The sequence below is a fragment of the Marinobacter sp. 3-2 genome (genome assembly GCF_003751355.1).
Classification (GTDB): Bacteria; Pseudomonadota; Gammaproteobacteria; order Pseudomonadales; family Oleiphilaceae; genus Marinobacter; species Marinobacter adhaerens.
The window spans coordinates 613517-636793 of sequence record NZ_RJUQ01000011.1; the positions used below are offsets into that span (position 1 = coordinate 613517).

Below are 23277 nucleotides of genomic sequence, written 5' to 3' on the forward strand. Positions count from 1 at the left end.
AAAAGGGACCAATGGAAAAACCATGAGCCAAGACAACGTATCCGCATTAGACATTGCCCGCAGCCTGCCCGGAATATTCCGGCGCTTGCCGGCCATAACCCGGGGGCTGTATTACTATGCCCTGAAAAACGAGAACCGTGAGCTTACGCTCGGCACTCTTATCGAGAGCAATGCCCGGAACCTGGGAAGCCGGCCCGCCATTCTGTTTGAAGACCGCTCGATCACATGGAGCGAATTGGATGGCTGGGCCAACCGCATTGCCCGCTACCTGCAGGACCAAGGGCTTGCCAAAGGGGATGCCATTGCGATCTTCCTTGAAAACCGCCCCGAATTGCTGGCCGTGGTAGCCGGCGCAGCCAAACTCGGCGTCGCCTGCGCCATGCTCAATACCTCCCAGAGAGGCAAGGTACTCGAACACAGCATCAACCTGATCGAGCCCAAAATGGTGGTGGTTGGCGAGGAACTGGTCGAGGCGTTCGACGGCATAAGGACAGATCTCAAGACCGCCCATCCCCAGCCATTCCAGTTTCTGGCAGACACCAACACGCTGAACGCCTTTGGGGACGCACCAACCGGTTACGCCAACATGGCCGAGCAGGTCAGCACCTTCAACAGCGACGCCCCGGTTCTCAGCGATGCGCCGAAAATGGGCGATACCGCCATCTACCTGTTCACCTCCGGCACCACCGGCCTGCCCAAGGCCGCCCCGGGCTCACACCGCAAATTCATAATGGCCTACGGCGGGTTTGGCCTGATGTCTCTGGCCATGAAGCCGGAGGACGTTCTTTACTGCACGCTCCCCCTTTATCACGGCACCGCACTGCTGGTCTGCTGGGGCTCCGTCCTGGCCGGTGGCTCCGCCATTGTCCTGCGCCGCAAGTTCTCCGCCAGCGCCTTCTGGGACGACGTTCGCTATTACCACGCCACCACCTTCGGCTACGTCGGCGAACTCTGCCGCTACCTGCTGAACCAGCCACCCAGCGAACAGGACCGGAACCACAGCCTCACCAAAATGATCGGCAACGGCCTCCGCCCGTCCATCTGGAAGGAATTCAAGGAGCGCTTCGGGATAGAGACAGTCGCAGAGCTTTACGCCTCCAGCGAAGGCAACATCGGCTTCAGCAACTTCTTCAACATGGACAACACCGTGGGCTTTTCCACCGCCCCCTACAAGCTGGTGAAATTCCACGACGGCACACGGGATCCCGTTCGTAACGAAAAAGGCTTCATGCAGGAAGTCGCAAAAGGCGAGCCCGGCCTCTTGATCGGCGAGATCACCAAGAAATGGTCGTTCGAGGGTTACACCCAGAAAGAGGCCACGGAAAAATCGATCCTCCGCAACGCTTTCAAGAAGGGGGACGCCTGGTTCAACACTGGCGATGTCCTGAAGGAAATCGGGTGCGGCCACCTGCAGTTCGTCGACCGTATGGGCGATACCTACCGCTGGAAGGGCGAAAACGTCTCAACGACGGAAGTGGAAAACATCATCGACGGCTCGGGGATGGTCGAGGAAGCCATCGTCTACGGCGTCGAGATCCCCGGCACCAACGGCAAGGCCGGCATGGTGACCCTGGTTCCCCACAGCAATGGCCGAGAGTTCGACGTGAACAGATTATTCGCCTATCTGCGGGACAATCTGCCGGCCTATGCAGTACCGGTGTTTGTGCGTATCACCCACGCCATCGAGAAAACCGGAACCTTCAAATACCGCAAGGTGGATATCCAGAAGCTGGGCTATTCGCTTAGGGACGGCGAGGAAGTCTATGCCTGGTTGCCCGGGACTGATGGGTATACCCTGCTGACGCCGGAGCTGGTTTCGGAGATTGACTCGGCTTCGGTCCGGTTTTGATGATTGGCCTTTTGTCTGGGCCCTAGCCTTATGGATTAGCGGATTGGTGAGGGTGGGCACCTCCTCCCAAAAACCGCTACAAGCACGTCCGTGTGCGCTTGTTTCGGGCCGTCCATGGCCCTCTACATTTTTGGGAGGAGGCACCCACCCTCACCACCGGGCTATTGCGTTATAGTCTTGATACTCAGAGATACCACTGATTCCCGAAGTTGCCGGTTGGGAGCACTTCCCAAAAATGTCGGCGGCCATGGATGGCCGACGCCAAGCGCACATGGATGTGCTCGTAGCGGTTTTTGGGAAGTGCTTCCAACCGTCAACCTCACAAAGCTTTCAGGCTTCGATAAAACTCAGGAGCCGACTTTAAGCACAACCTTGCCGGTCGCTTTCCGCTCGGTCAAAGCCCCCAGAGCCTTTGCGTAATCCTCAAAGTCATAGACAGCACTGATCTTCGGATCAATCTTGCCCTCTGCATAGAGCTTCATCAGCTCCATCATGTTCTGGGCGCTGGCCTCCGGCTCGCGTTGTGTGAAACTGCCCCAGAATACGCCAACAACGGAACAACCTTTCAGAAGAGTCAAATTTGCCGGGATTTTCGGAATCTCGCCGGCCGCGAAGCCGATGATCAGGTGGCGGCCATTCCAGCCCATGGCGCGGAGGGCCTGTTCGGTGAAGTCACCGCCTACGGGGTCGTAGATGACATTCACGCCTTTGCTGTGAGTAAGCTTCTTCACCGCGTCTTTAAGAGGCTCTTCGGCATAATTGATCAGCTCATCTGCGCCTGCTTCCTTGGCAACCGCTAGCTTTTCAGCCGAACTGGCGGCTGCAATAACCTTCGCGCCCATGGCCTTGCCGAGCTCAACCGTTGCCAGGCCCACGCCACCGCTAGCGCCCAGAACCAGAAGCGATTCGCCAGGCTGAAGGTTGCCGCGCTGCTTAAGGGCGTAATAGGAAGTTCCATAAACCATGGTGAAGGCCGCAGCCTTCTCGTCGGACATGCCATCAGGGACGGGGAGAAGATTCTGCTCCGGCACGATGACTTCTTCGGCAAAGGCGCCATAACCTGTCAGCCCAGCAACACGGTCGCCTACCTTGAAGCGGGTTACCTTGTCGCCAACCTCGATAACCTCACCCGCCATTTCGCCACCCGGAGAAAAAGGCAGGCTCGGCTTCAACTGATATTTGTTCTCGATGATGAGGGTGTCCGGAAAATTCAGGCCGGCGGCTTTAACGCGCACTTTGACACCGCGGCCTTTCACTTCGGGGCTGGGAACTTCTTCGATGACCAGCTTCTCGGCCGGACCATATTCCTTGCAGAGGATGGCTTTCATGAGTGCTCCGTTTTTGTTTGATCGGATTCCAGGCGGCAGGCGCCTGTGATTGTTATCCGTCAAGCTAAACAGAGTCTTAACATGAAGCAAATAAAGTTCTTTTATCTAAGCGCATAAGCGGCGCTTATTTCTCAGAGCGAGTCCATTCAGAGCATGGTCCCGCCGATCACGAGAGCGCCAACCAGAACCACCCCGGCCACAATCAGGCCAGTTTTCATTCCTGAGGACAGCACCTGAGGCGCGTCGCCGACAGATTTAGGATCATCACGGGTAGACAGATTCTGTTCCTGGCTGGAGTTGCGAACGAGCTCGATCATTTTCTCGCACTGTTCAGAGGTGAACGCGGCCGGATCAAAGGATTCAAGTCCCTGATCATCCAGAAATGCCCGAACGTCCCTCGAAAGCGGCACGTATTTCATGGACCAGTTACTGAACGTTCGGCTCTTGAGGGGCTCTTCTATCAAGGTGACGATGTTGCGGTGGCGGTCATCCTTCAGGATCCTGTCATACGTGCGACGGACGGCGTCCTCTTCACCTTCCAGATACTGGAAAAACCGGTCGTTTCCGTAGTAGAGGCCACCGACCAACTGGTCTTTGGCATTGTTCTTACGGGAGGTCATCAGAATTCGTGCAACGTGGGGTTCAACACCCTTTTCCACCGGTTTGGCTTCGAACGTGGCTTCACTGGCATAGGCCAGACGCATCAGGGACATAGCAACTCCGTACAACAGGATACAGGTAATTTGAATGCAAGATACGTTCAGAACTGTCGCTATGGATCACAGTCCGGAGGCCCGCGCTTTCTAACACCTATCTGGCCTCAGGTGAAAGCCATCCGCTTTTTCGCTATTCTGCGCGCTTTGACTTTAGGCATCCGGCCACTCCTGGCCTATCTCGGGGCTCGCCATGATCGACATCATCTACGTGCTTGAAATGGTTGGAATCGTCGCGTTTGCGATTTCCGGCATGATCGTGGCGCGCTCCAAAAATATGGATCCTGTGGGCGTATTTACCATCGGCTTCATCACGGCACTCGGTGGTGGCACCCTGCGCGATCTGATCATGGACAACCACCCTCTTTACTGGATCAAGCACGAAGAGCAACCGATGCTGATTCTGGCCATGGCGGTTGTCTTCAGCTATTGGAAAAAAGCAGAGCGGCTGCGGGAGTCAAGAATTGTGTTCCCCGACGCCATCGGACTCGGCGTTTTTTCCATCCTTGGCGCCCAACTGGCCCTGGATCTGGGACATTCCTGGTTTGTCGCTTCCCTGCTAGGAGTGATGACGGGCACCTTTGGCGGCGCCCTGCGGGATACCCTCTGTAACGAGGTCCCCTATATCTTTCGCAAAGACCAGATCTACGCCTCGATCTCATTCGCCGGATGCTGGCTGTACTTTGTCTGCCAGTGGTTCCTCGACAACGAGGTCCTGCCGCTGACCATTGGCCTGCTTTTTATCGTCATCGTGCGGATGCTGGCGGTCCGCTTCGATATCCGGCTCCAGCGTGACTCTCACAGCAACTAACGCCACATTCGCTTTGACGAACTGTCAATCATCCCTTGGCCTCAGGAGGCTGAGCCGGTAATATTGCCGTTTTTTCACGCAATTCAAGAATTCCGTCCAGACCAGACCCCCAAACACAAACTTTCAGCATCCTGTGAGGCAGACACCCGTCATGCTTGAACGACTGTTCCAACTCCAGGCCCACGGCACCACTGTTCGTAAAGAAGTGGTTGCGGGCATTACCACCTTCCTGACCATGGCGTACATCATCGTGGTCAACCCGAGCATCCTGTCATCGACCGGCATGGATTTCGGGGCTGTCTTTGTTGCGACCTGTCTTGCAGCCGTGATCGGCACCCTGATCATGGGGCTGTGGGCCAATTACCCGATCGCCATGGCACCAGGCATGGGGCTAAACGCCTTTTTCTCCTTCACGGTCGTCGGCAGCATGGGCTACAGCTGGCAGATAGCGCTCGGAGCGGTGTTCATTTCCGGCTTCCTGTTCTTCCTGCTGAGCATCTTCAAGGTGCGGGAATGGATCATCAACAGCATTCCCATGTCCCTGCGCTTCGGCATCTCCGCGGGCATTGGCTTCTTCCTGGCCCTGATCGCCCTGAAGAATGCCGGCATTGTTGTGGATCACCCCGCCACGCTTGTGGGGCTGGGCGAAGTGAAAGTGGCAGAGAGCCTGCTGTTTTTCGGCGGCTTCGTGCTGATTTGCGCACTGTCCTTCCGCCAGGTAACCGGCGCCGTCATGATTGGTATTATTGCGGTTACCGGCGTAGCCATGGCTCTGGGAATGGTGGAGTACAACGGTCTGGTTTCAGCACCCCCGAGCATAGCGCCGACGTTCATGCAGCTGGACCTGGCGGGCGCCCTGAATATCGGCATGATCAGCGTGATCTTTGCGTTTCTGTTCGTCGATCTGTTTGATACATCCGGCACCCTGATCGGCGCCGCACAGCGCGGTGGCCTCCTCGACAAGGACGGCAAACTGCCGCGCCTCGGCCGGGCCCTGATGTCAGACTCGATTGCGACCATGTCCGGTGCCGCCCTCGGTACCTCAACCACCACCAGCTACATCGAATCCACCGCGGGCATCTCCGCCGGCGGCCGAACCGGCCTGACCGCTGTCGTGGTTGCCGCGCTGTTTCTTGCTTGTTTGCTGCTGTCACCGATCGCCAGCATCATCCCTGCCTACGCCACCGCACCGGCACTGCTTTACGTGGCGGTTCTGATGGCCAGCGGCCTCAAACTGATTGATTGGGAGGATGTCACTGATGCAGCCCCGGCTGTTGTCACCGCCCTGATGATGCCTTTGACCTTCTCCATTGCCAACGGCATCGCCCTGGGATTCATCACCTACGCCATTCTGAAGGCACTCAGTGGCCGCTGGGCAGATCTGAACGCCAGTGTTGTTATCATTGCGGTTGTGTTTGTTCTGAAATTCATTTTCCTGGATGCGGCCTGATCCGCCTCCAGGGCATTAACCGGAACGTTTATGGATTATTTTTCTGAAAGCATCAAAAAGGCCATTCGCACGGTCCCGGACTGGCCAAAGCCGGGCGTGGCCTTTCGCGATATAACCACGGTACTGCAGGACAAGACTGCCTTCCGGAAACTGATTGATGCCTTCGTACACCGCTACCACGGCCACAAGATTGATGCCGTGGCAGCGGTGGATGCGCGCGGCTTTATCATTGGCTCGGCACTGGCCTATGAGCTCAACGCGTCCCTGGTACTTGTCCGCAAGAAAGGCAAGCTGCCGTTCGATACGCTGGTGGAGGACTACGAGCTTGAATACGGTACTGCCTCCGTAGAGCTGCACAAGGACGCGTTCAAGCCGGGCGACAACGTGGTTCTGGTGGATGATCTGATTGCCACTGGCGGCACGATGCTCGCCGCAACCCGTCTGATCCGCAGGATTGGCGCGGAAATTGTGGAAGTGGCAGCCATGATTGATCTGCCCGATCTCGGCGGCTCCCGCAAGCTGCAGGACGAAGGCCTTCAGGTTTATACTGTTTGCTCGTTTGAAGGGGAATAATCAACAGCAATCAGGAGACGACCATGCCGGATTACCAACACCACTGGAAGGATGGCACACCCGTCCATCTGCCACTGGGAAAGATCGTCTGCATTGGTCGCAACTACGCCGAGCATGCCCGGGAGCTCAATAACCCGGTGCCGGATGAACCGCTGCTGTTCATCAAACCCGCAACCTCGGCGGTGCATATCACCCGTCCCCTGGATTTTCCAAGAGACCAGGGGGCGGTTCACTTCGAGACCGAACTGGCGGTTCTGATCGGTCGCCCCTTGACCCAGGCTTCAGCCAGCGAAGCCAAATCCGCGATACTGGGCTACGGTCTGGCACTGGACCTGACTCTGCGGGATCTCCAGGGCAAACTCAAAGAAAAGGGCCAGCCCTGGGAAAGAGCGAAGGGGTTCGATGGTGCCTGTCCGCTTTCGCCGTTTGTCCCGGCCGATAAGTTTCCCGATGCCCCCATTCACTTCACAATGGACATTGATGGCAACCGCCAGCAAACCGGCGATACTGGCGATATGCTCAACCCCATCATTCCCCTGATCGCTCACATCAGCAGCCAGTTCACTCTGCTGCCCGGCGATGTGGTGCTGACAGGAACACCAAAAGGCGTGGGCCCGCTGGTTTCTGGCCAGACCCTGTCGCTTGAACTGGAAGACCTGCTGTTCGTGGAGACCAAAGTGGTTTAACGTGCAGGGCCGGCTAAACCCAAATCCGGTCAAAGGCGTACATCTGTTTATGGCAAAGAAACCGGTAACTTCCCGACGTGGTCGCTTCTTCAAACTCGCTGGCATGACTGCCTCTGTGGCAGGGCAATATGCCGGCCAGCGTGCGCGCCGCCTGTTCCGCTCAGAAAATGACGAGGGCGCCCAGAGCGAGAGCTACACACGCATGGCCGACCAGATCGCCGATACCCTGGGCGAGCTGAAAGGGGCGGTCATGAAAGTCGGACAAATCGCTTCCCAGACCCAGGACTTTCTGCCCAAGGAATTTTCGGACGCGCTCGAGAAGCTTCAGAAAGAAGCCCCGCCCATGCCTTTTGAGGTCATCGTGGGGCAGATCGAATCGGAACTGGGGAAACCGGTCTCCGAGCTTTTCGAGTACCTGCAGGAGACACCCTACGCTGCGGCTTCCATCGGCCAGGTGCATCGCGCCAGACTCCACGATGGCACCGATGTCATTGTGAAAATCCAGTACCCCGGCGTGGACGAATCCTGCGATTCAGATCTCAAACAACTGCGCATGGCACTGAGATTGGGCGGCCTGCTGAAAATGCCCAAGGAGTCGGTCGACCGGCTGTTCGCCGAAATCCGGGAGCGACTGAAAGAAGAACTGGATTACGAGAACGAAGCACGAAATATCGAACTCTTTCGGGAGTTCCACAAGGATCAGTCCTGGGTGCTCATCCCTTCCGTGGCGAAGAGCCACTCAACCCGACGTGTCCTGACGATGGAACTGGTTGAGGGAGATCACGTCAGCAAGGTTACGAGAGACCGGTACGACCAGGACACCATCAACCTGATAGGTCACCGGATCTTCATGCTCATGGCGGACCAGCTTTTCCGTTTCCAGTGCATCCATGGCGATCCCCACGCCGGCAACTTCGCCTACCGGCCTGATGGCTCCATCGTCATGTACGACTTCGGCTGCGTAAAGAAGCTGAAACCGGAAATCATCGCCGCCTACCGCAACGCCCTGGTTTCTGCCCTCGAGGAAGACTACGAAGCGCTTGACCGTCATCTGATTGACCTGGGCGCGCGTGTCGGAAGCCAGCCAGCGGTGGATGAAGCCTACTACGCTATGTGGCGGGACATTCTGGTGGTGCCCTTCGAGGATCGGGAGGTGCCCTATAACTTCGCAGAAGCCGACATCCACAAGCGCGTGGCCGAGAAAACCAGCACCGTGTTCAAATACCTCGACTACTTCAAGCCGCCGGTGGAAAGCATCTTTATCGACCGGATGATTGCCGGTCATTACTGGATGCTGAAGCGGCTGGGTGTTCAGGCCGCGTTCAGGGAAGAACTGGAAAGGTACCTGAAAGCCTGAACCCTACAGGTAATGGGCAACCCACTCGGCAACACCCTCGACGGCACCCTTGCGAATAAACCGGGCCCGTGACACTGACGCCGGCTCGCCCGGGTCAATCACGGTGATGGGGACATCTCTGTCCACTTCGTAAACCAGTCCTGCAGCCGGGTATACCTGCAGAGACGTTCCCACGATCAGCAGGTGATCGGCCGTGCGGACAACTTCGGCAGCCTTGTCCAGCATGGGCACTTCCTCGCCAAACCAGACAATATGAGGACGAAGCTGGGCGCCACGGTCGCAGGTGTCGCCCGGGTTAATATCACGATAACCGATGTCATAAACCAGCTCCGGATATTTTGAACTGCGCGCCTTGGTAAGCTCACCGTGCAGATGAATGACGTTGCTCGCGCCACCCCGTTCGTGGAGATCGTCCACGTTCTGGGTGACCACGGTGACCCGGTAGCGCTGCTCAAGCTCCGCCAGCAGCTGATGGGCCCGGTTCGGCTGGGAAGAGGCGAGCTGGCGGCGTCGGTCATTGTAGAACCGCAGCACCAGCTCCTGATTGCGCGCAAACGCCTCGGGCGTAGCCACATCGTAGACGCTGTGCTGCTCCCACAACCCACCGTTGTCCCGGAAGGTGGAGAGACCGCTTTCGGCGCTTATGCCCGCGCCTGTCAGCACTACGATATGATCCTGCATCAGTCGAAAATCTTGCCCGGGTTCATGATTCCGTTGGGATCGAATACCTGCTTGATTCCCCTCAGGTAAGCGATTTCTGCCTCGCTACGGGTGTACTGCAGATACGGCTTCTTGGTCATACCCACGCCGTGCTCGGCAGACACGCTGCCCTGGTAGCGTTCGACAATCTCGAACACCCATTTGTTTACCTGTTGGCACTTCTCGAAGAAATCCTCGTTGGCCATGTCCTCTGGCTTGAGGATATTCAGGTGCAGGTTGCCATCGCCGATGTGCCCGAACCAGATAATCTCGAAATCCGGGTAGTGCTCGGTGACCACGGCATCAATTTCCTGCAGGAAGCCCGGCACCTTGGATACGACCACGGAAATATCATTCTTGTAGGGCGTGCGGGGCGCGATGGACTCGGAAATGCGCTCGCGCAGCTGCCAGAGGTTCTGGGCCTGGGTTTCGCTCTGGCTGATCACGCCATCGAGCACCCACCCGTTCTCCACGCATTGTTCAAATAGAGCCATGGCATCGTCCATCACCTGATCAGAGACAGATTCGAACTCCAGCAGCGCATAATACGGCGCCTCGGTTTCAAACGGCGCCTGAACCTGACCGTGGGCCAGGACGTGTCCCATGGCTTGATGGGAGAAAAACTCGTAGGCGGTGAGATCAATCTTTTTCTGGAAAGTCTGCAGCACATCCATGGTGTTGGTCAGGTCATTCAGACCCAGCACCAGCACCGTCAGGTTATCCGGCTTCCGGGACAATTTCATGGTGGCTTCGGTGATGAAGCCAAGTGTGCCCTCCGCGCCGATGAACAGATGACGCAGATCGTAACCCGTGTTGTTCTTCTCCAGATCCTTGTTCAGATCCAGAATATCGCCCTTGCCGGTCACGACCTTGAGGCCGGCAACCCAGTCCCGGCTCATACCATAGCGAATCACCTTGATACCGCCGGCGTTGGTGGAGAGGTTGCCACCGAGCTGGCTGGAACCGGCGGAGGCAAAATCAACCGGATAGTAAAGACCGTTGTCTTCAGCACAATTCTGCAACTGCTCGGTCACAACACCGGCCTGACACCGAACCGTCCTGTCGCTGGCATTGAAATCCAGAATCTGGTTCATGTTGTCGAACGCCACAACCACCTCACCATTGGCGGCCACAGCACCGGCACTCAGACCTGTCCGGCCGCCAGAGGGCACCAGTGCCACCTGATTCTCGTTGGCGAACTTCACCAGCGCCTGCACCTGCTCGGTGGTCTTGGGCAACGCGATCGCCAGGGGCTTGGGCGGGTAGATCTTGGTCCAGTCCTTGCCATAAGTGTCCAGATCCGCCGGGTCGGTCAGCACCTTGCCGGGCGCGTCGCCGGTGGCCATCAGGTCTTTGAGGGAAGCAATGATCTGTTCAGAATTCATGAATTTTTCGGTCTCGTCAGGTTTGGGCCGGAGCATCCTGCAACAGGAATCACAGACAGTTGATTCAGGCAAACCGGCGCGCTGTGAAAATCTTTGTTTATGGTATCATACCGCCCCTGTTCTGTGAGCCAGCCCTGACGATCACTGGCCACGGGTCATTTCACGTGACGAAAGGTTCGGAAGCAAGCCCATGTCAAATACGTCTCTTGAGAAGAGCAAAATCCGTATCCTGCTGCTGGAAGGCGTGCATCAATCTGCCATTGATACGCTGAATGCTGCGGGCTATACCAACATTGAGTACCTGTCTCACTCGCTGGCCGAGGAAGAGTTGATCGAGAAGATTGCCGATGCGCACTTCGTCGGCATCCGTTCCCGCACCCAGCTGACCGAGAAAGTATTTGAAGCCGCCAAGAAGCTGGTGGCTGTGGGCTGCTTCTGTATTGGCACCAACCAGGTGGATCTGCAGGCGGCCACCCGGCGCGGTATTGCCGTTTTCAATGCGCCTTTCTCCAACACCCGGAGCGTCGCGGAACTCGTTCTCGCCCAGGCCATTCTGCTCCTGCGCGGTGTCCCGGAGAAAAACGCCAAGGCCCATCGCGGCGAGTGGCTGAAATCCGCCAAGGACAGCTATGAAATCCGTGGCAAAAAACTGGGCATTATCGGCTACGGCAACATCGGCACCCAGTTCAGCGTCCTGGCCGAGGGCCTGGGCATGGATGTGTACTTCTACGATGTCGTCTCAAAACTGTCGATCGGCAACGCCACCCAGGTAGGTACGCTCCAGGAGCTGCTCAACATTGCCGATGTCGTCAGCCTGCATGTGCCGGAAACCCCGGCCACCAAGTACATGTTCAAGGCCGAGCAGTTCGCCCAGATGAAACCCGGCAGCATTCTCATGAATGCGTCCCGCGGCACCGTGGTGGACATCGATGCCCTGGCCGATGCTCTGGGGAGCGGTAAACTGCTCGGTGCTGCCATTGACGTATTCCCGGTTGAGCCCAAATCCAACGACGAGGAATTTGTCTCTCCGCTGCGGGAGTTCGACAATGTCATCCTGACCCCTCATGTTGGCGGCTCCACCATCGAAGCCCAGGCAAACATCGGTCGGGAAGTGGCAGAAAAACTGGCCATGTACAGCGACAACGGCACGTCGGTTTCTTCCGTGAACTTCCCGGAAGTCGCTCTGCCGTCACACCCCAATCAGCACCGTCTGCTGCATATCCACGAGAACGTTCCCGGCGTGATGTCAGAGATCAACCAGGTGTTTTCAGAGAATGGCATCAACGTTTGCGGCCAGTATCTGCAGACCAAGGAGGACATCGGCTATGTTGTCGTCGACGTGAACAAAGAGTACGGCGAACTGGCGCAGGAAAAGCTGCTCAAAGTGAAAGGGACCATTCGCTGCCGCGTACTGTTCTGATTAACGGCCAGATATAAAAAAACCGGAGCCTGTGCTCCGGTTTTTTTATGGCTGCGAACGCCCTGCTTACTGCATGGGCACCAGCGTCAGCTCAACACGACGGTTCTGCTCACGGCCGGCCGCGGTATCATTTGAGGCAACCGGGTAGCGTTCGCCGTAGCCAACAGCACGGGTACGCTTCGGCTCAATACCCTGGTTCAGGAGGAAGTCACGCACAGATGAGGCGCGACGCTCACTGAGCAGCTGGTTGTAGCTGTCAGAGCCGGAGCTGTCGGTATGCCCCTCAATCTGGATGATGGTCTTGTCATACTCCTTCAGTACCAGAGCCACGGATTCCAGTGTTCCGCTGAATGACGGCTTGATGCTCGATTCATTCAGATCAAAGGTGATATTGCCTGGCATCACCAGTTCAATCTCATCGCCGTTGCGCACCACGCGAACACCAGTGCCCTCCAGCTTGCGACGCAGCTCGGCTTCCTGTTTGTCCATGTAGTAACCAACGCCACCGCCAATGGCCGCGCCGCTGGCCGCACCAATCAGGGCACCTTTTCCGCGGTCACTCTTGCTGGAGGTTGCCGCACCGATAGCCGCACCGCCAATAGCGCCGATGATGCTTCCCTTGGTCGCATTCGAAGTTTTCTCTTCACCGGTGTAGGGGTCGTAGGTCATACAACCGCCGAGACCGAAAGTTGCCACCATAAATACAAGAATCATCTTCTTCACAGCTTTCTCCTGTGCCTGGTTTCTTCAGCCAACCCGGTTTAACGGGTCTTTTCCGCCGAGTTCGTGAATGTATCAATAATGGTATTGAATACGGTTGCCTGCAAATCCTGAGCTTCGTTCACAAGATGATGACGTCCGTCAGGGATTTTCCGTTCCTCAACCGAGGAAAATTTATTCCGGATAATACGCAAATTGTGTTGCCAGTCGACTGTCAGATCCTTCTCACCTTGCACGACGGTCACCGGAAAGTCGACCGGCCGCGCAGATTCGATATGGGGGACCCATTTTCGGAGTGCACTCACCCAGTCGACATGCACTGCCCTCGCCTGAAGCGGGTCGTACTCCCGCAAGAACCTGAGGAAACGACCGTTGCCACTGTTCTCTGCAAATACCCTGCGCCAGCGGGAAATAAACGGCTTCACCATGCTATGCAGTATTTTTGCGCCCAACCAGCCGGCCGGCCTCACCAGGGGCGCCAGAAGCACCACTTTCCGGAAGTCGGAGGTTTGCTGGCTGTGATGGTTGGACAACAGATAATCAATCAGGATCGCTCCACCGGTGCTCTGCCCAACCGCGAACCAGGGCTGACGCAACTTGTCCCTGACCTGAGCCATCACGTCTGACAGAACGCCCTGATACTCAAGAAAACTGCCAATGGCTGCGGGCGTGCCGCTGGAAAGGCCATGGCCGGGCTGATCGTAGGCCAGCACATCAAACCCGGCTCCCAGGCACCGATCGATCAACTGACTGTACAACCCGACGTGGTCGAAATAGCCGTGCAGAATGAACACCGTTCCACGCTCTGTTGACTGGTCCGGCAATCGGAAATAATGCACCATGACTTCATGACCGCAGGCTTTGACGTAACCCTGATGATAAGCAACGTCCGGATGTTCCACCCAGAGATCCAGCCCATAAAAACGACAATAGGCCACCATTTCATCACTAAGATCACGCGAGCAGGTCGGGTCGAAGGGTTCGAGTCTGTCCAGAAGTGAGTGCCTGTCCCAATCCGGTATTTCTATGGTATCCGTTTTCCAGTACACGTAGAGTTAAACGCCTGTCATGAATGAGTTATCTATTTCGGGGTTTCAATCCTAACCTATAGCGGGCCTAACCCATAGCAGGGGAAAGACACAGATGTTGCAACACGTTTTAGAGAGTGCGTTGCGCCAGACCATGAACCGGCTGGTCAGACCGGTTCTCAACCCGGCGGTACCGGTGCCACTTCAGCGACGCATTGTGCGCCAGGCTTATCGGAGTTCGACACCACCGAGAGGCGCGAAATTCGAGAACATAACCATTGGGGGAGTGCCAGCAACCAGGACAACCTTCGGCAATGATCCCCGGGGCGCCGTTCTCTATCTCCACGGCGGAGGCTACATCATCGGGTCCTCGAGTACCCACCGTGGCATAACCGGGCATCTGGCGAAAACAACCGGCTGCGCCATCGTTACGCCGGATTACCGGCTGGCGCCCGAGTTTCCGTTTCCCGCTGCGCTGGATGATGCCGAAGCCTGCTGGAACGGGCTTCTGGAGGCTGGCCTGAAACCGGACCAGATTGCCGTCGCCGGCGATTCCGCTGGCGGGGGGCTCTCTGTTGCCCTGGCGATGCGACTGCGCGATAAGGGCCTGCAGTTTCCGGCATCGCTGACGGCGTTTTCACCCTGGATAGACCTCACCCAGGAGCAGCTTTATGCGCCGGAAATTGAGCCGGTACTTCAGGCCAGCTGGACCAGCAAGGCCGCCAGGCTTTACGCCGGAAAGGAACCCCTCACCAACCCGTTGATCTCGCCGATCTTCGGGGATTTAAGCGGCCTGCCACCCTTGTTGATCCAGGTAGGCAGCCAGGAAATCCTGCTGAACGACGCCGAACGGCTGGCCGAGGCCGCAAGCCGGAACGATGTGGAAACCCGCCTTGAGGTCTATAACAGTCTTTGGCACGTTTTCCAGGTACACAGTGGTCAGCTGGATCGAGCCACTGCCGCGTTGGAAACCGCAGGCGAACACATCAAACGTCATCTGGCAGACTGAGCTCGCCCCGGGCCAGGGCCTCTTTCCTGGGCCGGGGCCATTGCTTGATGCGCCACTCCAACCGTGAAGCCCGGCTTCTGTCTCCGGCTGGCGCGCTGAACACCAGTTCCAGTGGCCCCTTCCCCCTCAGACTACGCGCCCCCCGGGGAGCGCCTCCCTGATGTTCATTGAACCGCCGCTCAACGTCAGTAGTTATGCCGGTATAGAGCGAACCTCTGGCGGTTCGAACCATGTAGACAAACCAGTCAGCCAAGGTTCAGGGCCTCTTCCCGATCCTTCACTTTTTTCTGCTGAATCCATAGCCCCATCATGATCAGAACCAGGCCAATGTATGTGGAGGGCAGGATATGCTCGCCCAGAATAAAGTAGATGAACACCAGCGAAAGGAACGGAGAGATAAAAATCAGGTTGCTGACTTTCGAAGTGTTCTCCGCTTTTTTCATGGCATAGGACCAGAGCACGAAAGCGATACCCATCTCGAACACGCCTACATAGAGCGCTGCAACCAGCGACGTGCCCGGGGCAAAACTGAGCCCCTCTGTCCACCAGCAAATCAGCAGAATCACCGGCAATCCACACAGGAAATTCAGGAACAGGCCAACCACCGGATCCCGGGTATCCCGTGTGGCGATAATCCAGTAGGACGCCCAGACCACCGTGCTTCCGAGGGCGAGAGAAACGCCAAGTGGATCCTCGAAGCTGAGCGAAGTGACAGCCCCGCGGGTGGCAATCACCACGACCCCGGCATAACAGATCAGGCCCGCGACAATATCCAGTTTGCGTAGCCGGTGCCCCAGAAAGGGTACCGACATATAGGCCAGCACCAGAGCCCAGGTGTAGTTCAGCGGTTGCGCTTCCTGGGCGGGCAGTCGGTCAAAGGCACCGAACAACAGGAAATAGTACAGACAGGGATTGATCAGCCCCATGCCAAAAGACTGGGCATACTGTTTGCGACTGAGCGAGAACACCAGGTGCCAGCGCCCCTGAAGCATCAGGATGACGGCCATCACAACCACCGACGCACTGCACGCAATCAGCAGCATCTGAACGGGCGCGAGCTCTCTGAGCGAGAGCTTGAACGCGGTTGCCACGGTAGACCACAACAGCACCGTGCCAAGGCCATAGAGCATCGCCTGCTTCTGGTTTGTCATTCCCGGCCTCCTGCCCAACACTGAAACTCCATGAACTGTCTCCTGTATGCACTTGATCGTCTGGGTCGACAGTGTAATTCAATCCAACCCCGTAACCCACGGCAGTGCGCATTCTTGTGTTACCTTGTATGGCAATATCAACCAAGGATCGAGAAAACTGGAGTTCCCGTTATGCCCACCGTCCGTTTCAGGTTCTGGCCATTGAGCCTGGCATTGGCCATTGCACTGACCGGTTGTTCAGACAGCCAGACCAGCGGTGAGGACGAGACCGCCGATGTCCCGGAACCCCCCGATTACCCGGTTACCTGGCGTTTTGCCCTTGAGGAGATAGAGGGTAGCGTTCAGCATGCTTATGCCGAAGCGTTGAAGGAACGGATTGAGGAGCGTTCCGACGGCAGGATTGAAATCGATATTTTTCCCTACGGTTCTCTGGGAACCTCGGCACAGCTTACTGAACTGGTTCGCAATGGTTCCATAAGCCTGGCGTTCGCCTCCCCCGGGCATCTTGCCAACACCATCCCTGAAGTCGGTCTCTTCACGCTGCACTATGTTCTTCCGGACGACGCCGACGTTACACGAGAGATTCTGGCCAGTGCAGAATTGCTCGAATTGTTTGAATCGCCCTATGCCAACCAGAACATGAAACTGCTGGGTTTCGTGCCTGAAGGCTGGATGGCCTGGACAGCTAACAAGGCGCTGCGGTCGCCGGAAGACTTCACCGGACAGCGAATCCGAACCATGACCTCCGACATGGCGGAAGAAACCTTCCGGGCCTATGGTGCCGAGCCCAGCCAGATCCCCTATTCCCAGGTATACAGTGACCTGCAGCTGCGCAAGATCGATGGCCAGAGCAATCCGGTTTTCGCCATCGAGGAAATGGATTTCTACGAAGTGCAGACCACCATGACCCTGGCGCGACCGGCCCAGTTCGTCGCTTCAGTGGTCTCGAATCTTGAGTGGTACGACGCCTTGCCCGAAAACCAGCAACAATGGCTCGACAACGGACTCAAGGACGTCGCGCAGATCGCCTGGGAGACTCAGGAGGAGCTGAATCAGACCCGGCTTGAGCAGATGCTGGAAGGGGGCCACATGAAAGTGGTCCGCCTGACCGATTCAGAACGCGAGGCGTTTCGGGAAGCCAGCATGCCGGTGCGTGACATTTACCTCGAGCGCACCGGTGAAAGCGGGCAGCGTATTCTTGGCAGGTTGAATCAATTGATTGAGCAAACGGAAACCCGCAAGCAAAGTTCAGGGGTTTCCGGTGACGGGGACTGAGACAAACCTTACGCCCTCTGAAGCCAACGCACTTGCGCCCGTTGCAGTCAGCTCGGAAATAAACCGGAACTGATCCTTCAACTCGATCGGGTATGCCTTCAGCCGATAACACATGCCCCAGGGTTTGTTGGAGACCACCACCACGACAGGCCGGAACGTGCGAGTAAGAGGACAGGTGTAGGCCACATCCCGCAAGAGCGCCATAACCCGGCTGACGTCATGGTGGGGTTCAAGGTTGAACTCCGCCACGCACATCAGGTTATCCGTTCCGTTGTTGGCGTTGGCAATGAGGGACGCCCAGAGTTTGCCGTGGGGTATCAGCACCACGGTATCATCCGGCGTAACAAGTTCCGCGGCTCTGGTGCCAATCGAACGGACCTCTCCGTACTGCCCGTCCACCTCGATCCAGTCGCCGGGCCGATACGGCATTTCGTAGAGGGTTACGATTCCGGCAATCAGGCTGTTCGCGTAATCCTTGAAGGCAAACCCGAGAGCCAGTCCCAGGGCTCCGAAAATGGCAACCATGTTCTCGAACGAAGGTTCCACCAGGATCGGAACCACAACGATGATGGTCACCACGATAATGATCAATCGCAGCAAGGGCACCGACGCCAGGATATAAAACCGGGGCTTGCCCCCGAGTTTAACTGCGATTCTCGGAAACAGCTTCTGTATTACGATGATCAGGCCCGTCGCCAGCAGCACAACCATCAACGATTCCAGCAACGCTTCCGACGTGATCGCTGAAAACGCCTCCCGAATGCCAAGATCACCCATCACTCATCTCCTAGAAAGTGTCGACCGGAAATCCCCAGCTCTGCAAATGCCGACGAATCGAGGGGTATCCCTGAGCGGTGACTTGCCAGCGACCACCAGATGACTGCTGCTCAATCAGATCCGCGCGGGCCAGACGTGCCAGCACAAACCCTGCCTCATGTTCCGCGACCCCTGTTACCAACTGCAGATGAGAGGCGTCCAGTCCATCGTGCAACAGCAGGGCGTGCAATAGCAGGCCAATGTTGTCGCCCTGGCTCTGGGGGACCGCTGGCAAACCCAATTGATCAAAAGGGATAACCCAGGCCCGGGTGACTGAACCGCCGTCTGAAGAACCCGGGCCGGATTCCTCCGTGCCCGCCTCTTCTTCAGGGCGGGCTCTCAGCGCGCGTCGCCATATGGCCAGCGCAACACCGGGATTACCTCTTGCTACTGAGGTGAGATCCCGGAGAAAGCCACTGTGTTTGCGCTTTTTCCCGTCATTTCCTTCCGTCATCGGCAATACCCAAAGGCCATCGTCTGCCATTCGGGCCGTGATTGAGTAATCACTATCACCGGCAGCAAGGGATTCGAACCATTCACCAAGTTCGACTGCTGCCATCGGCGAAGGTGTCATCGGCGAAAAGTGCGCATCCCTGAAGTAAGAGGACCAGAATTGCCAACACCAGCTCGAGCAACCAATAGCACCAGGAGCAGTGCCTCCCGCGGCAACCCGACGGAGTAATTCCCGAACCAGAGCCAGTCCGGACAGATGGCGCAGCCAGAAATCAGCCAGTTCCGGAATCACCCACGGCCTGGAAAGATCCTGCGTGTCCCACCACTCCCTGGCGCCCTGTTCATCAAGAAGCAGATTCTCGGGTGGCAGGATCAGCGACCACCGGCCCGCCTCGCCCTCTTGCTGCAATTCAAGCTCGGGAAAACACTCAAGGGCAGAACGAATACCCGAGAACGGTGGAGCCACCAGTAACGCAACTCTCTTGCCGGAATCATCGTTTAGCCCAAGCTCTACAAGGGCCCTTGAGAGGACTTCCGCCAGCACGCTTGGATCTGGCCGCGGTGCAAAGGATTCGAGCCGGGCGGCTGAAAGTTCCGGAAGGTTATCGAGGCTTTCAAACACTTCCTTTTCTGCAACCACGCCCGCCCGAATCTGGGCCAGGGCATGGCGCAACGCATCTTTGAGTGAACGTCTCACGGACGTTTCAGGCACTTTCCACTGCTCAACCGGAATCAGGCCGCCGGGCATCCACACGGATCCTGCCTTGTTTACTGGCTTATCCTTCAACCTCATCGCTCCCTTGCTTACCGTCCCTTCAATTACTCAGGAACCAGCCAACCAATATCGTGAGACAAATTCAAAACGTCCGACCCGGCAACATCGCTCATCATTGCGGCAAACCGGGAGTCAAAACCCCAGGGTGGGTTTACCACCAGCATCCCCGATCCGACCATGCCTCGCTCCGGCGGATTATTCAGATGCACCTCACTGCAGAGTATCTTGCGCGCATCAGTGCCCCTGACCGCATCTTTCAACTGTTCCTGCAGGCCACTGGTCAGTATCGGGTACCAGACAAGAAAAATGCCATGACGACACTTATGCCATGCTTTCCCCAAAGTGTGCGCCACTTCAATGTAGTCGGTTTTGACCTCGTAAGAGGGATCAATCAGCGTCAGCAGGCGCGGCTGTCTGGGAGGCAACTGTCTTAGCAGACCTGCCAGGCCGTCCCGTCTGAGCACGCGAATGGGAGCCTCGGAAGCCCAGTCCGCCAGTTGCTCGCCCTCAGACGGATGCAGTTCAAACAGCGTCAGCGCATCTCCATCCCGTAGAAAATGCTGAAACCACGCAGGAGAACCGGGATAAACGGACAGCTCACCACCGCCGGCATTGAATCCTGTCAGCACGTCCAGAAACGGCTTCCAGTCCCCGGACAGCAACCGATCTCTGGCGCCCCAAAGTCTCTGAACTCCGTGGTCGGCTTCTCCAGTCTTGCGGGCCCGCTCACTTCGCAGGTCGTATATGGCACTGCCGGCATGGGTATCGAAACAGGCAATACCGGAGGCCTTCGCCCGCATCATGGTCTGGACCAGTGCCAGGGCTCCATGTTTCTGGACATCGGCGAAATTGCCGGCGTGGAAGGCGTGCAAATAACTCAACATACAAGAATAGCTCCCTGGTGACGGGGCCATTAAGCCCGATCACGGTTGCCCGGGGCAAGAGCACAATCGTCAAACCTGATCGATCGAGTCCGTTTCCCGCTTGCGTTTCGATAAAACGGAACTCATAATATTTAACGCGAATATTTCTCATTATTACTACTATTAACAGAACTTGGAAAAAGGAATGACGCCCATGTTTCGTCCAGCACCCCTGGCATTGACAGTAACCGCTCTGCTCACTGCAGGCTGCGCTAATCATCCCTGGTCCACCAAGGACTATCAGCCAGCAACCAAAGACTCAGTGGTCGATCACTACGCCGATCTGGCTCATGCCAACTACGAAGATGCCCTGATCACCGCCCGCGCGCTGGACGAAGCAACTGACCGCTTGATCGCCAATCCGACCGAAGCCAATCTGGCGACCGCAAAAGAAGCCTGGCTGGCAGCTCGAGTTCCTTATCAGCAAACAGAAGTGTTCCGGTTCGGCAATGCTATTGTCGATGACTGGGAAGGCCAGCTGAACGCCTGGCCGCTTGATGAAGGCCTGATCGATTATGTGAAGGCAGACGGGTACCAGCACGAGCTGGGCAACGCCGGTGCCACCGCAAACATCATCGCAAGCAACAGTATCAATGTGGGTGGTGAAACACTGAATGTGGCATCTCTGTCCCCTGCACTGCTCGCAGATCTGAACGAAGTTGGCGGTTCTGAAGCCAACGTTGCTACCGGCTACCACGCGGTTGAATTCCTGCTTTGGGGTCAGGATCTCCACGGTTTTGAAAGCGGCGCCGGTGAGCGTCCGGTAACGGATTACGCGAAGGGCGCTGATTGCACAAATGGCAATTGTGAGCGTCGTGGCGAATACCTGGATGCGGTAACAGACCTTCTGGTATCCGACCTCGAGTGGATGGTGGCCCAGTGGGCGCCGGGCGCCAGTGACAACTACCGGGCGCAATTGACCGCTGCAGACGCCAATCAGGGCGTTCAGAAAATGCTGTTCGGCATGGGTTCACTGTCTCTGGGCGAGCTGGCCGGCGAGCGAATGAAGGTTGCTCTGGAAGCCAATTCCTATGAGGACGAGCACGACTGCTTCAGCGACAATACCCACAATTCGCACTACTACAACGGCCAGGGTATCCAGAACGTCTACACGGGTACCTATCGTCGCGTGGATGGCAGCCTGGTGACCGGCCCTTCCCTGTCTGACCTGGTTCAGCAGAGCGACCCAGAGCTGGACGCCCGTCTTAACAACCAGCTGGACGCCTCCATGGAAGCCCTGGCGCTAATGAAGGCCCGCGCGGAGAGCAGCGAAAATCCCATGGCTTTTGACACCATGATTGCACCCGGGAATGCCGAGGGAACTCGTATCGTCAACGGCGCTATCATGGCGCTGGTCGCACAGACCGGTTCCATTGAGCAGGCTGCGCGCGACCTGGGTATTGAAGCCCTGTCTCCCGATGATGCCGGCCACGCGTTCTGAGCATGATGAAACCGCTTGCCTTAATCGGGGCGCTGGCGATTGCCAGCGCCCACGTTTGCGCCGAGACTCACGCGGGCTATCCGATCCAGACATCTCCGGCCTCCGGTGGTGAGGGCACCGTACAACAGTCAGATACCAATGCCTACTCGCTTCCCCAGGGCAATCTGTCCATGACCAAACGTCTGGATTTCAGTGTCGGCAACAGTTTCTTCCGGAACCCCTGGGTCGAAGCTCCGGCAAGCACTGACGCCCGTGACGGCTTGGGCCCGCTGTTCAATACCAACTCCTGCCAGGGATGTCATATCAAGGATGGTCGCGGACACCCACCCGGTGTCGACGAGCCGCCGGTCTCCCTGTTTTTGAGACTGGCAGTCCCTGCTGATCCGGAGCTGGACGCAGACGTTCTGCGCAAACACGGTTTTAAACCGGCGCCAGTATATGGCAGCCAGCTCCAGACAGCCGCGCTTCCTGCAGCGAAACCAGAGGCTGATTTGATCGTCGAATGGACGCCAGTGAAGGAAACTCTTGCGGATGGGACGGTGGTGGAACTGCGCAAGCCTGTATACCGCATTGAGAACCCAAATTATGGGCCACTGCCCGAGGACCTTCTGGTATCGCCCCGGGTAGCACCCCAGATGATCGGAATGGGTTTGCTGGAAGCCATCCCCATCGAAGACTTGCAAGCTCGCCATGACCCTGATGATGCGGACGGAAACGGCATCTCCGGAAAGCTTAACCAGGTCTGGGATCTGGCAACGGAACAGACAGTGCCCGGTCGATTCGGCTGGAAGGCAGCCGAGCCGGATGTCCGACAGCAAAGCATGGGTGCGTTCGCCGGAGATATGGGGCTGACTTCTACTCTGAAACCGAAAACCGACTGCATGCCCGAGCAGAATTGTGAGCGGTTTACCCATGGCGGTGAACCGGAGGTAAGCGACAAGGTCGCCAACTTCGTGACTTTCTACGCCAAGAGTCTGGCAATACCCGCGCGTCGAGATATTGGGTCTGAATCCGTCCAGCAGGGGGCAAGGCTGTTCAACGAAGGTGGCTGCGCTGGCTGCCATACGCCGAGACATCAGACCGGCGAGGTTGCCGATCGCCCGGACCTTAGCAACCAGGCTATCTGGCCCTATTCGGATCTGTTGCTGCACGACATGGGTCCTGCCCTGGCCGACGGCCGCGATGAATTCCTGGCCAATGGCAATGAATGGCGAACCCCGCCGCTCTGGGGCATTGGCCTGGCCCAAGTGGTGAATCCGCAAGCCGGGTTCCTGCACGACGGCCGCGCCCGAACTCTGGAAGAAGCCGTGCTCTGGCACGGTGGCGAGGCTCAGGCGGCCGCCGACCGATACCGCCAGATGTCGCCCGAAGATCGATCCGCTCTGATCGATTTCCTGAATTCACTCTGAGGATCA

22 protein-coding genes are annotated in these 23277 nt (G+C 57.2%); 11 read left to right on the plus strand and 11 right to left on the minus strand.

Annotation, left to right across the window (positions count from 1 at the left end; translation table 11 throughout):
• The first annotated feature begins 22 nt into the window (after positions 1-22).
• Positions 23-1849 carry a long-chain-acyl-CoA synthetase gene (locus EDB94_RS04580; RefSeq protein ID WP_108017585.1) on the plus strand — a complete coding sequence of 609 codons (1827 nt, stop codon included), beginning with the start codon at positions 23-25 and terminating at the stop codon, positions 1847-1849.
• Between the two features lie 347 nt (positions 1850-2196).
• On the opposite strand, the gene EDB94_RS04585 is transcribed toward EDB94_RS04580, so the two are convergent.
• On the minus strand, positions 2197-3177 hold the full coding sequence (locus EDB94_RS04585; protein ID WP_108017586.1) for an NADPH:quinone oxidoreductase family protein: 981 nt from the start codon (positions 3175-3177) through the stop codon (positions 2197-2199).
• Positions 3178-3323: 146 nt separating this feature from the next.
• Positions 3324-3890, minus strand: coding sequence for a BLUF domain-containing protein (locus EDB94_RS04590; protein WP_008174059.1), 567 nt, complete (start codon positions 3888-3890; stop codon positions 3324-3326).
• Positions 3891-4083: 193 nt separating this feature from the next.
• Here EDB94_RS04590 and EDB94_RS04595 point away from each other — a divergent pair, with 193 nt between their 5' ends.
• The 5 genes from EDB94_RS04595 (at position 4084) to EDB94_RS04615 (ending at position 8767) form a co-directional block, all read left to right on the plus strand.
• Positions 4084-4701 carry a trimeric intracellular cation channel family protein gene (locus EDB94_RS04595; RefSeq protein WP_008174057.1) on the plus strand — a complete coding sequence of 206 codons (618 nt, stop codon included), beginning with the start codon at positions 4084-4086 and terminating at the stop codon, positions 4699-4701.
• 151 nt (positions 4702-4852) lie between these two features.
• Positions 4853-6151 (plus strand): NCS2 family permease, encoded by a 1299-nt coding sequence (locus EDB94_RS04600; RefSeq protein WP_108017587.1) that lies wholly within the window; start codon positions 4853-4855, stop codon positions 6149-6151.
• A 30-nt stretch (positions 6152-6181) separates the two neighbouring features.
• Positions 6182-6724 carry an adenine phosphoribosyltransferase gene (locus EDB94_RS04605; RefSeq protein WP_008174054.1) on the plus strand — a complete coding sequence of 181 codons (543 nt, stop codon included), beginning with the start codon at positions 6182-6184 and terminating at the stop codon, positions 6722-6724.
• Between the two features lie 23 nt (positions 6725-6747).
• Positions 6748-7410 carry a fumarylacetoacetate hydrolase family protein gene (locus tag EDB94_RS04610; RefSeq protein WP_108017588.1) on the plus strand — a complete coding sequence of 221 codons (663 nt, stop codon included), beginning with the start codon at positions 6748-6750 and terminating at the stop codon, positions 7408-7410.
• A gap of 49 nt (positions 7411-7459) precedes the next feature.
• Positions 7460-8767: an AarF/ABC1/UbiB kinase family protein gene (locus EDB94_RS04615; RefSeq protein WP_108017935.1), complete on the plus strand. Its 1308-nt coding sequence runs from the start codon at positions 7460-7462 to the stop codon at positions 8765-8767.
• Positions 8768-8770: 3 nt separating this feature from the next.
• Here EDB94_RS04615 and EDB94_RS04620 read toward each other — a convergent pair whose 3' ends face one another.
• Positions 8771-9448, minus strand: coding sequence for a Sir2 family NAD-dependent protein deacetylase (locus EDB94_RS04620; protein WP_108017589.1), 678 nt, complete (start codon positions 9446-9448; stop codon positions 8771-8773).
• Complete coding sequence (locus tag EDB94_RS04625) at positions 9448-10851, minus strand: FAD-binding oxidoreductase (protein ID WP_041646296.1); 1404 nt, start codon at positions 10849-10851, stop codon at positions 9448-9450. Before EDB94_RS04625 ends, EDB94_RS04620 begins: the two co-directional genes overlap by 1 nt.
• A 190-nt stretch (positions 10852-11041) precedes the next feature.
• Here EDB94_RS04625 and serA point away from each other — a divergent pair, with 190 nt between their 5' ends.
• Complete coding sequence (serA, locus tag EDB94_RS04630; RefSeq protein WP_008174043.1) at positions 11042-12271, plus strand: phosphoglycerate dehydrogenase; 1230 nt, start codon at positions 11042-11044, stop codon at positions 12269-12271.
• Between the two features lie 66 nt (positions 12272-12337).
• Here serA and EDB94_RS04635 read toward each other — a convergent pair whose 3' ends face one another.
• Together EDB94_RS04635 and EDB94_RS04640 are read right to left on the minus strand one after the other, a co-directional pair.
• Positions 12338-12985, minus strand: coding sequence for an OmpA family protein (locus EDB94_RS04635; protein ID WP_227497835.1), 648 nt, complete (start codon positions 12983-12985; stop codon positions 12338-12340).
• 47 nt (positions 12986-13032) lie between these two features.
• Positions 13033-14040 carry an alpha/beta hydrolase gene (locus EDB94_RS04640; RefSeq protein WP_108017590.1) on the minus strand — a complete coding sequence of 336 codons (1008 nt, stop codon included), beginning with the start codon at positions 14038-14040 and terminating at the stop codon, positions 13033-13035.
• A 94-nt stretch (positions 14041-14134) separates the two neighbouring features.
• Here EDB94_RS04640 and EDB94_RS04645 point away from each other — a divergent pair, with 94 nt between their 5' ends.
• Positions 14135-15028 (plus strand): alpha/beta hydrolase, encoded by an 894-nt coding sequence (locus EDB94_RS04645; RefSeq protein WP_108017591.1) that lies wholly within the window; start codon positions 14135-14137, stop codon positions 15026-15028.
• Here EDB94_RS04645 and EDB94_RS04650 read toward each other — a convergent pair.
• Positions 15006-15260: a GIY-YIG nuclease family protein gene (locus EDB94_RS04650; RefSeq protein WP_014577843.1), complete on the minus strand. Its 255-nt coding sequence runs from the start codon at positions 15258-15260 to the stop codon at positions 15006-15008. The two genes, EDB94_RS04645 and EDB94_RS04650, sit on opposite strands and share 23 nt — an antisense overlap.
• Positions 15261-15273: 13 nt before the next feature.
• On the minus strand, positions 15274-16179 hold the full coding sequence (locus EDB94_RS04655) for a DMT family transporter (protein ID WP_053112741.1): 906 nt from the start codon (positions 16177-16179) through the stop codon (positions 15274-15276).
• Positions 16180-16350: 171 nt separating this feature from the next.
• Between EDB94_RS04655 and dctP the strand changes: the two genes are divergently transcribed.
• On the plus strand, positions 16351-17454 hold the full coding sequence (gene dctP, locus EDB94_RS04660; RefSeq protein WP_008174031.1) for a TRAP transporter substrate-binding protein DctP: 1104 nt from the start codon (positions 16351-16353) through the stop codon (positions 17452-17454).
• Here dctP and EDB94_RS04665 read toward each other — a convergent pair.
• The 3 genes from EDB94_RS04665 to EDB94_RS04675 are packed head-to-tail and all read right to left on the minus strand — an operon-like array spanning position 17428 to position 20382.
• Positions 17428-18231, minus strand: coding sequence for a mechanosensitive ion channel family protein (locus tag EDB94_RS04665; protein ID WP_108017592.1), 804 nt, complete (start codon positions 18229-18231; stop codon positions 17428-17430). The genes dctP and EDB94_RS04665 overlap by 27 nt on opposite strands.
• 10 nt (positions 18232-18241) lie before the next feature.
• Positions 18242-19516 (minus strand): hypothetical protein, encoded by a 1275-nt coding sequence (locus EDB94_RS04670; protein WP_260312512.1) that lies wholly within the window; start codon positions 19514-19516, stop codon positions 18242-18244.
• Positions 19517-19542: 26 nt separating this feature from the next.
• Entirely contained in the window at positions 19543-20382 is an 840-nt protein-coding gene (locus tag EDB94_RS04675; protein ID WP_108017594.1) for a 23S rRNA (adenine(2030)-N(6))-methyltransferase RlmJ, read from the minus strand.
• Between the two features lie 193 nt (positions 20383-20575).
• Between EDB94_RS04675 and EDB94_RS04680 the strand changes: the two genes are divergently transcribed.
• Complete coding sequence (locus EDB94_RS04680) at positions 20576-21862, plus strand: imelysin family protein (protein ID WP_108017595.1); 1287 nt, start codon at positions 20576-20578, stop codon at positions 21860-21862.
• A 2-nt stretch (positions 21863-21864) separates the two neighbouring features.
• Positions 21865-23271 carry a di-heme oxidoredictase family protein gene (locus tag EDB94_RS04685; RefSeq protein WP_108017596.1) on the plus strand — a complete coding sequence of 469 codons (1407 nt, stop codon included), beginning with the start codon at positions 21865-21867 and terminating at the stop codon, positions 23269-23271.
• Positions 23272-23277: the final 6 nt, after the last annotated feature.

What these genes read in the sequence shown, in the direction of transcription:
- EDB94_RS04580 (WP_108017585.1), top strand. Translation starts at nt 23, where the DNA reads ATGAGCCAAGACAACGTATCCGCATTAGACATTGCCCGCAGCCTGCCC.
- EDB94_RS04585 (WP_108017586.1), bottom strand. Translation starts at nt 3,177, where the DNA reads ATGAAAGCCATCCTCTGCAAGGAATATGGTCCGGCCGAGAAGCTGGTC.
- EDB94_RS04590 (WP_008174059.1), bottom strand. Translation starts at nt 3,890, where the DNA reads ATGTCCCTGATGCGTCTGGCCTATGCCAGTGAAGCCACGTTCGAAGCC.
- EDB94_RS04595 (WP_008174057.1), top strand. Translation starts at nt 4,084, where the DNA reads ATGATCGACATCATCTACGTGCTTGAAATGGTTGGAATCGTCGCGTTT.
- EDB94_RS04600 (WP_108017587.1), top strand. Translation starts at nt 4,853, where the DNA reads ATGCTTGAACGACTGTTCCAACTCCAGGCCCACGGCACCACTGTTCGT.
- EDB94_RS04605 (WP_008174054.1), top strand. Translation starts at nt 6,182, where the DNA reads ATGGATTATTTTTCTGAAAGCATCAAAAAGGCCATTCGCACGGTCCCG.
- EDB94_RS04610 (WP_108017588.1), top strand. Translation starts at nt 6,748, where the DNA reads ATGCCGGATTACCAACACCACTGGAAGGATGGCACACCCGTCCATCTG.
- EDB94_RS04615 (WP_108017935.1), top strand. Translation starts at nt 7,460, where the DNA reads ATGGCAAAGAAACCGGTAACTTCCCGACGTGGTCGCTTCTTCAAACTC.
- EDB94_RS04620 (WP_108017589.1), bottom strand. Translation starts at nt 9,448, where the DNA reads ATGCAGGATCATATCGTAGTGCTGACAGGCGCGGGCATAAGCGCCGAA.
- EDB94_RS04625 (WP_041646296.1), bottom strand. Translation starts at nt 10,851, where the DNA reads ATGAATTCTGAACAGATCATTGCTTCCCTCAAAGACCTGATGGCCACC.
- serA (WP_008174043.1), top strand. Translation starts at nt 11,042, where the DNA reads ATGTCAAATACGTCTCTTGAGAAGAGCAAAATCCGTATCCTGCTGCTG.
- EDB94_RS04635 (WP_227497835.1), bottom strand. Translation starts at nt 12,985, where the DNA reads ATGATTCTTGTATTTATGGTGGCAACTTTCGGTCTCGGCGGTTGTATG.
- EDB94_RS04645 (WP_108017591.1), top strand. Translation starts at nt 14,135, where the DNA reads ATGTTGCAACACGTTTTAGAGAGTGCGTTGCGCCAGACCATGAACCGG.
- EDB94_RS04650 (WP_014577843.1), bottom strand. Translation starts at nt 15,260, where the DNA reads ATGGTTCGAACCGCCAGAGGTTCGCTCTATACCGGCATAACTACTGAC.
- EDB94_RS04655 (WP_053112741.1), bottom strand. Translation starts at nt 16,179, where the DNA reads ATGACAAACCAGAAGCAGGCGATGCTCTATGGCCTTGGCACGGTGCTG.
- dctP (WP_008174031.1), top strand. Translation starts at nt 16,351, where the DNA reads ATGCCCACCGTCCGTTTCAGGTTCTGGCCATTGAGCCTGGCATTGGCC.
- EDB94_RS04665 (WP_108017592.1), bottom strand. Translation starts at nt 18,231, where the DNA reads ATGGGTGATCTTGGCATTCGGGAGGCGTTTTCAGCGATCACGTCGGAA.
- EDB94_RS04670 (WP_260312512.1), bottom strand. Translation starts at nt 19,516, where the DNA reads ATGAGGTTGAAGGATAAGCCAGTAAACAAGGCAGGATCCGTGTGGATG.
- EDB94_RS04675 (WP_108017594.1), bottom strand. Translation starts at nt 20,382, where the DNA reads ATGTTGAGTTATTTGCACGCCTTCCACGCCGGCAATTTCGCCGATGTC.
- EDB94_RS04680 (WP_108017595.1), top strand. Translation starts at nt 20,576, where the DNA reads ATGTTTCGTCCAGCACCCCTGGCATTGACAGTAACCGCTCTGCTCACT.
- EDB94_RS04685 (WP_108017596.1), top strand. Translation starts at nt 21,865, where the DNA reads ATGATGAAACCGCTTGCCTTAATCGGGGCGCTGGCGATTGCCAGCGCC.